At 50.7% G+C, this 12,911-nt stretch carries 9 protein-coding genes; 3 read left to right on the forward strand and 6 right to left on the reverse strand.

Annotated elements, in window-relative coordinates:
• Window positions 1-131: 131 nt before the first annotated feature.
• From WBJ53_RS23015 to WBJ53_RS23040, 6 genes are all read right to left on the reverse strand, one after another.
• Window positions 132-944, reverse strand: coding sequence for a hypothetical protein (locus WBJ53_RS23015; protein WP_338870532.1), 813 nt, complete (start codon window positions 942-944; stop codon window positions 132-134).
• 136 nt (window positions 945-1,080) lie between these two features.
• Window positions 1,081-2,247 (reverse strand): efflux RND transporter periplasmic adaptor subunit, encoded by a 1,167-nt coding sequence (locus WBJ53_RS23020; RefSeq protein WP_338870534.1) that lies wholly within the window; start codon window positions 2,245-2,247, stop codon window positions 1,081-1,083.
• 68 nt (window positions 2,248-2,315) lie between these two features.
• A complete protein-coding gene (locus WBJ53_RS23025; RefSeq protein WP_338870536.1) occupies window positions 2,316-5,570 on the reverse strand; it encodes an efflux RND transporter permease subunit in 3,255 nt (1,084 codons plus the stop codon).
• A gap of 1 nt (window position 5,571) precedes the next feature.
• Window positions 5,572-6,999 carry a TolC family protein gene (locus WBJ53_RS23030; RefSeq protein WP_338870537.1) on the reverse strand — a complete coding sequence of 476 codons (1,428 nt, stop codon included), beginning with the start codon at window positions 6,997-6,999 and terminating at the stop codon, window positions 5,572-5,574.
• Window positions 7,000-7,276: 277 nt separating this feature from the next.
• Complete coding sequence (locus tag WBJ53_RS23035) at window positions 7,277-8,215, reverse strand: NADP-dependent oxidoreductase (RefSeq protein ID WP_338870539.1); 939 nt, start codon at window positions 8,213-8,215, stop codon at window positions 7,277-7,279.
• A 105-nt stretch (window positions 8,216-8,320) separates the two neighbouring features.
• Window positions 8,321-10,363 carry a M13 family metallopeptidase gene (locus tag WBJ53_RS23040; RefSeq protein WP_338870541.1) on the reverse strand — a complete coding sequence of 681 codons (2,043 nt, stop codon included), beginning with the start codon at window positions 10,361-10,363 and terminating at the stop codon, window positions 8,321-8,323.
• Between the two features lie 219 nt (window positions 10,364-10,582).
• Here WBJ53_RS23040 and WBJ53_RS23045 point away from each other — a divergent pair, with 219 nt between their 5' ends.
• The 3 genes from WBJ53_RS23045 to WBJ53_RS23055 all read left to right on the forward strand — a co-directional run bounded on the left by WBJ53_RS23045 (window position 10,583) and on the right by WBJ53_RS23055 (window position 12,886).
• Window positions 10,583-11,035 carry a DUF4920 domain-containing protein gene (locus tag WBJ53_RS23045; protein ID WP_338870543.1) on the forward strand — a complete coding sequence of 151 codons (453 nt, stop codon included), beginning with the start codon at window positions 10,583-10,585 and terminating at the stop codon, window positions 11,033-11,035.
• A gap of 57 nt (window positions 11,036-11,092) precedes the next feature.
• Window positions 11,093-11,527, forward strand: coding sequence for a hypothetical protein (locus WBJ53_RS23050; RefSeq protein ID WP_338870545.1), 435 nt, complete (start codon window positions 11,093-11,095; stop codon window positions 11,525-11,527).
• A gap of 81 nt (window positions 11,528-11,608) precedes the next feature.
• The gene (locus WBJ53_RS23055) at window positions 11,609-12,886 is read left to right on the forward strand and encodes an amidohydrolase family protein (RefSeq protein WP_338870547.1); all 1,278 of its coding nucleotides are present in this window, start codon (window positions 11,609-11,611) and stop codon (window positions 12,884-12,886) included.
• The last annotated feature ends 25 nt before the right edge of the window (window positions 12,887-12,911 follow it).

Below are 12,911 nucleotides of genomic sequence, written 5' to 3' on the forward strand. Positions count from 1 at the left end.
ACCGCAGCCAGCGTGTCGGTCAGTTGGGTATTTATTACGCCCGGATTAAGCAATCGGAGCCTAATAAACCAATTTACAATCCGTTCCTATTCGTCAAATTCGTACCATGCCCTGTTCCTGGTTAAAGGAAATTATCGTTTGAAGAAATGCACCCGAATGCCCACGCACTGAAATACATTAAGCGGCACATTGAACTTGTTTTCGTCCTGATACCGAACGTATCCATATAAGGTAGCTCTGGGCGATAACTCATATTCACAATCGACCTGCGTGAATGGCTCATTGGTCTGATAGGGGTTGAAGACATCGTATGTCCCGAAAACACCTTCAACAAAACCTCTTGGGTCGAACCTGTAGCGGATAGCCGCTTTATACAGAATATGACTTGTTTCTGAACCGGCCGTGACCGGCGACGCTTCGACATCGTTGTTTTTCTGAAACGAATACACATAACCCAGCCCCCCCACGGCCATAAACCGTTTCGAAAGCGGAAACTTCCCTTCGGCCACACCGATATAGTTACTTTTGGTGTAGGTAGGTTGTGGTGCTTTGATAATATTCGTCGACATACGGGCAATGAACCGTAGTGTATTCCAGAACGATTTCGTTTGCAATTCTATCTTGTAGTGGTCATAGGCATCAACCCGCTGTGTTTGCGGGCGTTCGCCAATCCGAAAACCCAGTTCCAGCTTCAGGAAGCTATTTAACCGAATGTTCGGCACAAAATTCTGATCGGTTCGCACATGACCATTGGCGTCGATAATGGTACGATTATAGATCAGCAGACTCGCCGTTTCTTTTCGAACAGGTTCGGGTTTTGTATCCCGAACATCGTCAGCTTCTTCAACCGTTTGTGTGTCGACGCTCATTTGGGCACATACAGGTTTGGCCAATAGAGATATGCTCAGGGCCAGGAAGCCAGCCACAGTTACTTGTTTCATCATGAGTAGGTTGGTTGTATTCGGTATTGAGTTTACGGTTTTCAGTATTGGGTTTGTGGTTACGCTGCATTAGAAGAGCAACTGCTGCCAGGGGAAGCAACTATAAACCACAAACTGAAACCGTAAACCCAATACACTTTTACAAAGTACTGGCTACCGAATTACCGGCAGCGGGTTCTGTTTTGATCTGGGTTCCATCCTGAACCTCATCCGTACCATTTTTCAGGACAACATCGCCTGCGTGTACGTTACCAAACACTTCCGTCTGGCCGTTCATTTCCATCCCTTTCTGAACATTCACCCGTTTTGCCTTTCCATCGGCAACCTCAACCACAAACTGCCCCTGCATGGTTGTTACAACCGCTGTGGTTGGCACCACCAGACTGTCGTGGTTGCGCTGCACCGGAATCTGAACCTGCGCAAACTGCCCCGGCACCAGTCGATGACCTGAATTAGGAATCAGGATTTCGACTAGCATAGAACGAATCTGCCGTTGTACACTGTAGGATATACGTCCTACTTTACCGGTAAAGGTCTGGTCGGGGAGACTATTAACCGTGAAGTGAATGGGTGTTCCCTGCCGAACGTCGCTCACATATTTTTCGGGAATTGTTACCTGCAACCGCAACTGATCTTCCTGTTTGAGCCGGAAGAGCGGAGTTGTTGCTTTTTCGTTTGGTCCTACCAATGCCCCCGGCGCTAGCTGACGATCGGTAATAACTCCTGAAAACGGTGCCCGTAATTTCAGGTAGCTGACCATTTCCTGAGCAGACTGATAGCGTGCCTGAGCACCTACCCAACTCAGGCTATCGCCAATTACTTTTCCCCGAGCCACATCAATATCGTAGGGAGCAATGGCTCCCGGTGTCTGATTCGCTTTCAGATACCGACGATAGGTAGCCCGGTCGGCCGCCAGCAGTGCTTCGGTATTTTTAACCTGAGCAAACGCATCGGCCAGTTTAGCCGTAAGTTCGGGGGCTTCCATATCGGCCAGCACCTGCCCTGCCTTTACGTGATCGCCAATATCGACATACATTTTCCGAACGTAGCTGTCGACTTTCGGATAGAGGTCGGTTTCGTAATAACTAATCAACTCACCGGGCAGCGACAATTCGCTGGACGGTTTCGATGTCGTGATTTTAACAACCGGATAAACCGTTGCTGAGGTCGTATCGGCCACTTCGGTACTTTCTTCCGACTTGCTGGCGGTCTGCTCGTTTTCGCTGGCCGCACTATGGCATCCGTTTAGCGTAATCGCTAATCCAAGAGCGGGCAAGCCATACCGGAACAATTGAGGTAGTTGCATAATTGTAAGAGCATTATCCGTGCCGGAGCCGATAGCTGGCTCCGGCCGAATAGGTTAAACTGTGTTTATTAGATAGCTTCAAGTTCAGGACTCAACTTCCCATCGTAGTAGGGGCTTTCGATATCTTCGGGGTTGAGCGATACCGATTCGAAGGTGGTTTTCTGCTGTACCAGTGCAAACGCAACCGGCAGAATCAGCAAGGCCGCAAACGTTGAGGCCAGCAACCCACCAATAACCGCCCGACCCAATGGTGCCGTCTGATCGCCCGATTCGCTCATCCCGCTGGCCATCGGAATCATACCCACAATCATAGCAATGGCCGTCATCAGAATCGGACGCAAACGGGTTGCGCCAGCCACGCGGGAGGCTTCAGTGGCACTCCGGTATTCGAGTCGCAGGCCTTCGGCACTGGTCACGAGCAACACGGCGTTAGCCACCGACACCCCTACCGACATGATGATACCCATGTACGATTGAAGGTTCAGCGTACTGCCCGTAGCCAGCAATAACCCCAGCGACCCGGCCAGTACGGCAGGCACCGTTACCAGCACCACAAACGACACTTTAAAGGACTGGAAGTTTGCCGACAGCAACAGGAAGATTACAATAACCGCCAGCGCCAGCCCCGACTGAAGACTGCTGAATGTATCGATCAGCAATTGAGCCATACCACCCAGATTGGCAATAGTTCCTTTAGGTGGCTGCCCAACTTCTTTCATGGCCTTAGTCACATCGCGGGTGGCCGTGCCCAGGTCTTTCTTATAAATATTGGCCGATACCGTTACCAGACGACGAGGGCCGTTCCGGTCAAGCTCGCCCGGCAGGGTACTCCGGCGAACCGTAGCCACATCGCCCAGTGTTGGCCGAAGCTGCCCTTTCACCAGCGGTACGTTTTCAATATCCTGCATCGAATTCATCTGGTATTCGGGCAACTGAACCTGTACCTGATAGGCAAAGCCTTTGCTCTTGTCGAGCCAGAAGTTCTTGGCCGTAAACCGACTCGACGAAGTAGCCGCCACCAGCGACCGGGCAATCTGGTCGGCCGTTAGGCCCATTTGTGCCGCCCGCTCCCGATCGATCTCAATATCAATCGACGGATAGTTCAAGGGTTGATTGATACGAATGTCGCGCAGGTACGGAATCGTATGCAGTTTGGCTTCCAGCTTTTTGGCATAGTCTTCGGCATCATTCAGGTTCTTACCAGCTACCGCAATCTCGATGGGTGTATTGGCGCCCTGGCTCATGATTTTATCGGTCAGTTCGATTGGCTCGAACGAAATGTTGTCTTCGGGCAGTTGTTTATGTACAGCCTGCCGAATTTTCTCTTTCAGATTATCGAGCGATGCCACTTCGTATTCTTCTGACAGGTTCACCTGAAGCACCGACTCGTGCGGACCGGCATTGAAAATATACAGCGCACTGGTACCATAGCTGGATGGAATCATACCGACGAATGCCGACGAAATTTCCACGTTTTTCGCCCCAACAATGTCTTTGATGAGGTTAATGACCCGGATGGTCTGCTGTTCTGTTTTTTCGATACGGGTTCCTTCGGGTGCCGTAATCCGAAGCTGGAACTGACGGGCGTGGTCCTGGCGGGGCATCAGGTCCTGACCAATCAGAGAAAACCCAAGCGCCGTCAGGCCAAAGCTAATCAGCAGATATAAGCCAATCACGATTCTACGCTGTTTTAACAGCCCATCCAGCATCCGCAGATAGCGAAGTTTGAACCGTTCAAAACCGGTCACTTCGTTCTGGTGTCCTTTCTCGTAGCCTTCTACGACATGCTCTACATTCAGCGACAAATCTTTAGCTACCTCAAGCTGATGCGGAGATTCATGTTCATGATCTTTCAACCACCAGTTAGCCAAAACCGGAACCAGCGTTTGCGAGAACAGGAACGACGCAATCATGGAGAAGCCAACGGCCAGCGACAGCGGCAGGAACATCCCACGGGGCACGCCCGTCATCAGAAAGGCAGGGGCAAACACCGCCAGAATACAAATCAGAATCAGCAGTTTGGGCAGCAGAATTTCCCGACAGGCATCCAGAATAGCACGTGCTTTGGCCTTACCCATTTCCAGATGCTGGTGAATGTTTTCTACCGTTACGGTGGCTTCATCGACCAGAATACCTACGGCCAGCGCCAGCCCCGACAGGGTCATGATGTTAATGGTCTGCCCAAAGAGGTTCAGCAAAAATATGGAACTCAGCACTGACACCGGAATGGTCACAATAACCACCAGCGACGACCGAATATCGCGCAGGAACAAATACACCATCAGGCCCGTCAGCAAAGCCCCGATAATCCCCTCCGACGCCAGACTTTTTACGGAATTGATTACGTAAACCGACTGGTCGAACTCGTATTGGATCTTAATGTAATCGGGCAGCAGCGACTGCATTTCGGGCAGTTTCGCTTTTAGCGCACTAACCACATCCATCGTACTGGCATCGGCCGTTTTCGTAACCGGAATATAAACCGACCGCTTTCCATTAACCAGGGCATATCCCACCGTCACGTCAGAAGCATCTTCAACCGTAGCAATGTCGCGCAGGAATACGGTTGGTCCGGCTCCCTCTTTAACAGGAATATTCAGAAAATCACTGACTTTGTCGACCAGCGTATTGGTCGGTGTCATGAGCGTATAATCGCCGATACGCACGTTTCCAGCCGGAGAAATCTGGTTGTTTTTCATCACCGCCTGCACCACATCGTCGGGCGTCATTTCGTAGCTACGCATGGCTTCGGGGTTTACCCGGACCACCACCGTACGTTCGTTACCCCCAAACGGCGGTGGCGACGAGGCCCCCGGAATCTGCGAGAAAAGTGGCCTTATACGGGTTGAGGCAAGGTCTTGCATTTCGTCCAGGCTGGCTTTTTTGCTACTGAACACCAGCTCCCCCACCGGCAGGCTCGTAGCATCGAACCGCACAACGGTGGGCGGCACGGTGCCGGGTGGCATGTAGTTCATCACGCGGCTCACCTGATTGGCAACCTCGCCAGCCGCCTGTGCCATGTTCGTACTTTCGTAGAAGCTGAGCTTTACGATACAAAGCCCCTGTACGTTTTTTACTTCTACGTTTTTGATCCCCGACACATACAGCATCTGGTTCTGGTAGCGCGTGGCAATAAAGCCCTCCATCTGAGCCGGTGTCATACCGCCATAGGGCTGGGCAATATAGATTGTTGGCAGATTGAGTTTCGGGAAAATATCGACCGGGATTTGCAGCAAGGCCATGACCGCGAAGACAACAACGCCCAGCACAGCCACAACTACGGTAATTGGGCTCGAAAGTGCCCCTGTGATCAGTTTTTTCATCTTATGGTTGAGAAGTCAGTTTAAGAAAATCGTCGATACTCCCGGCAGCAGCTGCTTTCAGCAGCAAGTACCGCCAGACATTGTTGACAGCCACCGACTGATCAATTTCGGCACGATTCAGCACCGCTGTTGCCTGCGTGAGTTCCAGAATACTGCTCAAACCCGCTCCGTAGCGCGAGTTGGCCTGCGAAAAAGCGGCCTGAGCCGCTGCCAGTTGAACCGGCACTTTCTTCAGTGCTTCGTAGGCATTACCCAATTGAAGCTCGGCCGTTTCCTGCTGGGTTTTAATACGCAACGCCTGTTCATCATAATCGTGCCGGGCACTCTCGTTCCGAAACTGCTGGGTTTGTTCTTCGCGCCGAATCCTGAAAATATCCGATACGCGCCAGTTCATGCTAACCCCGGCCAGGTAGTTATAGGCCCGAAATGGCAACCCGGCTCCCAGCGACGAATTGTAGATAAAATCGCCATTGTCGGCCGTTTTATCGCTAATCCCCGATCCTCTGGCCCACAAGCCACCAATAACCGAAATACTGGGCCAGTACGACTGCCGGATAGCACGCTGACGAGCCTGCCCAAAGTCGATCCGACGGCGGTAATAGCGTAGAATGGGATTGGCCGCAATACTGGAATCAGGAATTTCGAATACCTGAGGAGCAGCCCGCCGAAAAGCCGTCGTATCGAGTTTAATGGAGGCTACCGGAACGCCCGTCAGTTCGGATAGCCGTAAACGTTGCGCCTGCGCAATACGCTGACTTTCGAGCAGCAGGAGTTCGGCTTTCGATACTTCCGCAGCCGCCAGTGAACTATCGACACCCGGCCGAAGCCCGGCCCGTGAACCCGCCAGCATCACCGTCTGAAAATCGCGTACGCGATTTAGATTAGCCTGCTGAATGCGTGTTGCCTGATCGAAAATAATGGTTAGCAGATAGGCATCGGCGGTTTGAACACGCTGCTCGAATAAAGCCCGATCGTAGGCAGCCTGCGCCGTGGCTTCGCCCGCATGGGCTGCACTCAGATCGGCTTTATACTTACCGAAATTAATGGCTTTCCAGTTTACAAACAGGGTGCTGAAGCTTGTCCAGACGGCATTACTGGTGTAGCCATTTGGCTTAATACCGCCCGAGGTTGGAATAGCCGTCCCTTCGTTCGGGAAGAATGTACCCCGCACCTGATTGGAGGTAGCATAAAGGGCCTGATTTTGCCAGATAACCGATGGCAGATAGCCCGCCTTCATGGCGTTCGTCTCCGAACGGGCAGCAGCGGTTTCGGCTAGTCGGGCTTTTAACGCCGGGTAATTGCGGGCCGTGGCATCCAGAGCCTGCGCCATTGTCAACGTCTGTGCTGACTGAGCGTTGAGTCGATTACCCGTGGCGAGCAGAAGAATTGCAGCCGGCAGAAACAGCCGGGAAACACGATTTTGGCTCATAGGGTGTGTCCTTGTTTTTATGAAAACAAAAGAAACACGACCCCATTGGAGCGGTCTTGGAAATGGATTAGAAGTGAATTAGAAACTGGTTAACTACTGATTAATTAAGTATTTATCCACTTGCAAATTGAATTTTTCAAATACAACCTCGGTTTAACAGCGTAATTCCCTTATCAAAATAGCATTCGCATTAGTAAAAAATACGAATAGCTTCTCAGAAAATAATTACCCACAAAAGCAGGCCTGCCGTCGCAGTAATCTATACCACAATACTCTTTCACCCAGGCAACACCACAAGTTTTCCCTGCGTTTTGCCGGTTTCGATTTGCTGATGAGCTTTTTTCATTTCATCGAATCCAAACGTTTGCGACACATGCGCTTTCATCCGGCCATCGGCCAGCAGGTCGGCAAGTTGCTTCATATCGCCCCCGTTCGACTGCACCCGGATTGGGTAGCCAATCATTCCGTTGGCCTCGGCTTTCTCCTTCACCAGTTCATTCTTTCCCGATGGAATGCTGATGATGGTTGCTCCCGGCTTCATTACGGCCAGCGAATGGTCGATGTTTTCACCACCGATGGCATCCAGTACGAAATCAATATCCTGCGTTGCTTCGGCCAGTGGTTGCGCTTTGTAGTCGATATGTTCATTGGCCCCGATCGACAGTACAAAATCCCGGTTTTGTGCCGACGCCGTACCAATCACATAAGCGCCCATCTGCCGGGCAATCTGCACCGCAAAATGCCCAACACCACCCGCAGCTGCGTGAATGAGTACGCGCTGACCGGGCCGAATGGTTGCGTGTGAAACCAGTGCCTGCCAGGCCGTCAGAGCCGCCAGACTGGCCGCTGCGGCCTCTGCATGAGAAATAGACGCTGGTTTTAGCGTCAGATGGTTAGCTGGAACCGATACGTATTCAGCGTATGTTTTGCCCAATCCCGGAAAGTTAGCCATCCCAAACACCTCATCGCCCGGCTTAAATACCGCCGTTTTCGACTCGACCACTACTCCCGAAATATCCCACCCCAGAATCATTGGCTGCGTATTTTTCAGGAGAGCCGACACGCCTTTGCCCGCGCGGGTTTTCACATCAATCGGATTCACGCTAATTGCGCTGGTTTTTATCAGCACATCGCCATTGGCAGCAACTGGCACCTCTATATCGCTCAACACCAGATTATCAACACTCCCGAAATCGGTAAGAATGATTGCTTTCATGAGTAATTCCATTTTGTCTGGCACAAAATTATACGGGCAGCCTCACAGCCGCCCGGTATATTCTTTCGCTATTTCGGTATAATGATGTCACTAGTGCCAGCAGGTCTACCATACCTTTGCCTGATCGACTTCCGGTTTATACATTTTCTGGCCCGGCTGCACATTAAACGCCCGGTAGAATGGCTCGAAGTTGGTTAGTGGACCATTGACCCGGAATTTAGCTGGAGAGTGCGGATCGGTTGTGATGCCAGCCCGTTCGGTTTCGTCGCGTACTTTGATGCGCCAAACCTGCGCAAAGCCGAGAAAGAATCGCTGATCGGGCGTAAAACCGTCGATTTTCTCTGTACTTTGTCCCTCTTTGGTCAGTTTAAATGCTTCATAAGCCAGCGTAATGCCGCCCAGATCGGCCAGATTTTCGCCCAATGTCAGTTTACCATTCAGGTGCAGATTGTCCAGTACGGTGTAGCCATTGTATTGGGTAACAATTGCCTGAGTTTTTGTATTGAATCGTTCGGCATCGGCTTTGGTCCACCAGTCGCGCAGGTTGCCGTTGGCATCGTATTGGCGACCCTGATCATCGAACAGGTGGGTCATTTCGTGCCCAATCACCATACCAATGCCACCGTAGTTAATGGCATCATCGGCATCTTTATCAAAAAACGGAAATTGCAGAATCCCCGCCGGAAACACCACTTCGTTGTTGGTTGGATTTGCATAAGCATTTACGGTTGGGGGCGTCATACCCCACTCGGTGCGATCGACGGGGCGATTGATTTTGGCAAAATCCTCCTTGTAATGATGCACCCGCGCCCGCTGCACGTTGCCATAAAAGTCGTCGCGTTTGATGTCTACATCCGAATAATCTTTCCATTTGTCGGGGTAGCCAATTTTCTTAACAAATTTATCCAGCTTTGTCAGCGCCACTTTTTTGGTTTCGGGGGCCATCCAATCGAGCTTTTCAATCCGCTCGCGATACACTTTCTGCAAGTTATCGACCAGGGTCAGCATTCGTTCTTTGGCCTCAGCCGGGAAGTATTTCTTTACCCACAATTGCCCCAATGCTTCACCCAGTGCCCCATCGGTGCGGTCGGCCATGCGTTTCCAACGTTCGGGTTGCTGGGGCTGGCCGTAGAGTGTTTTGCTGTTGAATTCGAAACTGGCCTTCTCAAACTCTTTGCTGAGCAGGCTGGCATTATGATCCAGCAAATCGAAAACAAGCCGATCTTTCAGCAGACTGATGGGGGTAGTAGGCAAAGTTTTATCTAATGCCTGATAATAGCCGGGCTGCCCTACCAGCACCGTATCGACCCGTTCGAGTCCCATTGTGTTGAGCAGGTTTCGCCAGTTCAGGTTAGGCATCTGCCGGGTCAGATCGGCTACAGCCAGTTTGTTGTAATTGGCAACCGGATCGCGCAGGTCGGCCGGTGCTTTGTGCGATTTGGCCAGGGCCGTTTCAAATTCCAGAATGGCATCGGCTTTAGTACGCGCCGACACCGAATCAACACCAACCATCGTAAACAGCCGGGTTATGTAGGCCACAAAGGCCGACCGGATTTTTTTCGTGGCTTCGTCGGTGCGGGTATAGTATTCTTTTTCGGGCAGCGACAATCCGGCCTGAATGAAATTAATACGGTTTATCGAACTCTGTCGGTCATCGGCCCCAACATAAAAACCGATAAACTCCCCCCCCCGATTGGTTTGATCGGCGGCCAGATAATTCAGAACTTGCTTGTAATCGGTCAGTGCGGAAATTTTGGTCAGTTCGGCTTTTATAGGCTCATACCCAAGTTTATCGATGGTAGTGGTGTCCATGCCGCTGGCGTAGAAATCGCCCACCTTCTGCTCAACACTTCCGGTTTTGGCATCGGCTTTTGCCGCTTCTTCCAGAATCGAGCGGGTTTTCTTCTGGTTGTCGTCATAAATCTGATAAAACGATCCCCAGCCGGTCTGGTCGTCCGGAATTTTGGTTTTTTTCACCCAGTTTCCGTTGGCATAGGTAAAAAAATCGTTACCTGGCAGCACGGTCGTATCCATTCCCGATTTATCGAAGAAGGTTGTACGGACTGGGGTCTCATCGTTTTCTTTAGTCTGGCAGGCCGCAACGGCCAGCACGCTCAATCCGATAAAAAAGCCTTGGTATAGTCGCATTCTATTTTGTTTGTCAATGGTCATTGGCAATTAGTGATTGGTTATTAGTTATTGGAGTATCTATTTTCTAATGAACAATCACTAACTAATGACAATTTTCCATCAAACCTACTGAAATTGAGCCTGAAATTTGATAACCGACCACAAACGAAGGTTCAAAGGCAAAGCCACGATCATTCTGTATATTTGTCCATCTAATTGTCAAATACGTCTACGATCATGAAAAAACTGTTGATCATTGGTTTACTGACTGGCGCTTCGTTTGGTGCATTGGCGCAGGGCGTAAGCTATCATGGAAAAAAAATCACAGAAAAAGGTGCCATTCCGGCCACCGAGCTAACAACCAAAATGGGCAGCAGCGATAAAATGCCCGCCAAAGTTGAAGGAACGGTCGAATCGGTTTGCCAGGTAAAGGGGTGCTGGATGAAGGTTAAAACCGGCGATGGGCAAACCATGCGGGTAACCTTCAAAGATTATGGTTTTTTTGTACCGAAAGATATTGTCGGCAAAACGGTAGTTGTTCAGGGCACGGCCGAAACAACCGTAACGCCCGTGGACGAACTTCGTCATTATGCCGAAGATGCAGGTAAATCGAAAGAAGAAATTGCCAAAATTAACGAGCCCGAAAAAGCATTGACTTTTGTGGCCGATGGCGTAATTGTAAAAAAATAAGTTGGCAGTCCAACGGTTTTTCCAGCAGCGGAATCCTTAAGAAAAATACTAAGGACTATGTTTGATTACACAAAACGACTTGCTGGTTTACTCATCGTTGGAACCGTTTTTTTTACAGCCTGTAACTCTTCTTCAGAAACAACGCCAACCGATCGGGTGTCGCTAGGTATTCATCAGTCGGGCCGCGTTGGAACCGATGTTGCCGTACGGGTCGACTCCATACAGGACAGTCGCTGTCCGATGGACGCCAATTGCATCTGGGCTGGTGAAGCCAAGGTAAAACTTCTCTTAGCGAACGATTCGGATTCAACCACGGTGCGGCTGGCTATCGGAGCCGGCATTAAACCATCAGACCCTGACCGTCGGGATTCCACCGGTGTTTTGCTGGGCAATTCGACCTATAAGGTGCTTTTGCGCGAAGTGAATCCTTATCCGAGCACCTCTACCGTTGGGCAACCACAAACAGCGGTTGTTCAGGTCACCAAATTATAAAAGATGTTCGGTGTCTTTTTTGTAGATTAAGGGCTGCAACGATTGGTTGCAGCCTTTTTTGTACCCAACCAACAATCTTTTATGAGAAAACTATACTTGCTGGCAGGGCTATCGCTGCTGACGGCTCCTTTGTTTGCCCAGCGCACCCTCATTCATTGCGGAAACCTGTTCGACGGCACCGGCAACACGCTTCAACCCCAAATGACCGTTGTTGTTGAAGGTAACAAAATCACTGCCGTTCAGAAAGGCTATATGACCCCAGCCGGAAAAGATGTAGTGGTCGATCTGAAATCAAAAACCGTATTGCCCGGCCTGATCGACATGCACGTTCACCTCGAAAGCCAGACTCGCCGGGGTGGTGCGATTGACGGATTTACCAAAAACGTTCCTGACATTGCTTTTCAGGCTTCGAAATATGCTAAAACCACGCTCCTGGCTGGTTTCACAACCGTTCGCGATCTGGGTGGCTCGGGCGTAAACGTTGCGCTTCGCAATGCTGTTAATGGTGGTCTTGTCGATGGTCCGCGCATTTTCACGGCAGGTAAAGCCATTGCCACTACGGGGGGCCATGCCGACCCAACCAACGGTTACCGTAAGGATCTGATGGGCGATCCGGGCCCAGCCGAAGGCGTTATTAACAGCCCTGAAGATGCCCGAAAAGCCGTTCGTCAGCGCTATAAAGACGGCTCCGATGTGATTAAGATCACCGCAACGGGAGGGGTGCTAAGCAATGCCAAAGACGGTTCGGGCCCCCAGTTTACGGAAGAAGAAGTGAAGGCCGTTGTCGATGCAGCTAAAGATTATGGGTTTTCGGTAGCAGCCCATGCTCACGGTGCCGAAGGGATGAAACGAGCTATTCGGGCCGGTGTGCAGACCATTGAACACGGCACCTATATGGACGACGAAGCCATCGAGCTTTTCAAAAAATACGGTACGCATTTTGTCCCAACCATCATTGCCGGAAAAACCGTTGCCGATTCCGCCCGAATGTTTGGCTACTATCCAGCTTTAGTAACCCCAAAGGCACTGGCTATTGGGCCAAAAATTCAGGCTACGTTTGCCAAAGCCTACAAAGCGGGCGTAAATATTGCGTTTGGCACCGATGCCGGGGTGTTTATTCATGGCTACAACGCCAAAGAATTCGAATACATGGTTGAGGCTGGTATGCCTGCTGTAGAAGCTATCAAATCGGCGTTGATGACCAACGCCAAGCTACTGGGCATGGATGCGCAAATTGGTTCTATCGAAACCGGAAAGCTGGCCGACATTATTGCCGTAGGCGACAACCCTCTTCAGAATATCAAAACGCTCCAGACGGTTCAGTTTGTTATGAAAGACGGTAAGGTATATAAGCAATAACTTGTTTTGGGTCGGTTGAAGCCGT

This window comes from Spirosoma sp. SC4-14 (assembly GCF_037201965.1).
In the GTDB taxonomy this organism is placed as follows: domain Bacteria; phylum Bacteroidota; class Bacteroidia; order Cytophagales; family Spirosomataceae; genus Spirosoma.

Excerpts from the sequence above, each read along its gene's own strand:
- WBJ53_RS23015 (WP_338870532.1), bottom strand. The coding sequence starts at position 944 with ATGATGAAACAAGTAACTGTGGCTGGCTTCCTGGCCCTGAGCATATCT.
- WBJ53_RS23020 (WP_338870534.1), bottom strand. The coding sequence starts at position 2,247 with ATGCAACTACCTCAATTGTTCCGGTATGGCTTGCCCGCTCTTGGATTA.
- WBJ53_RS23025 (WP_338870536.1), bottom strand. The coding sequence starts at position 5,570 with ATGAAAAAACTGATCACAGGGGCACTTTCGAGCCCAATTACCGTAGTT.
- WBJ53_RS23030 (WP_338870537.1), bottom strand. The coding sequence starts at position 6,999 with ATGAGCCAAAATCGTGTTTCCCGGCTGTTTCTGCCGGCTGCAATTCTT.
- WBJ53_RS23035 (WP_338870539.1), bottom strand. The coding sequence starts at position 8,215 with ATGAAAGCAATCATTCTTACCGATTTCGGGAGTGTTGATAATCTGGTG.
- WBJ53_RS23040 (WP_338870541.1), bottom strand. The coding sequence starts at position 10,363 with ATGCGACTATACCAAGGCTTTTTTATCGGATTGAGCGTGCTGGCCGTT.
- WBJ53_RS23045 (WP_338870543.1), top strand. The coding sequence starts at position 10,583 with ATGAAAAAACTGTTGATCATTGGTTTACTGACTGGCGCTTCGTTTGGT.
- WBJ53_RS23050 (WP_338870545.1), top strand. The coding sequence starts at position 11,093 with ATGTTTGATTACACAAAACGACTTGCTGGTTTACTCATCGTTGGAACC.
- WBJ53_RS23055 (WP_338870547.1), top strand. The coding sequence starts at position 11,609 with ATGAGAAAACTATACTTGCTGGCAGGGCTATCGCTGCTGACGGCTCCT.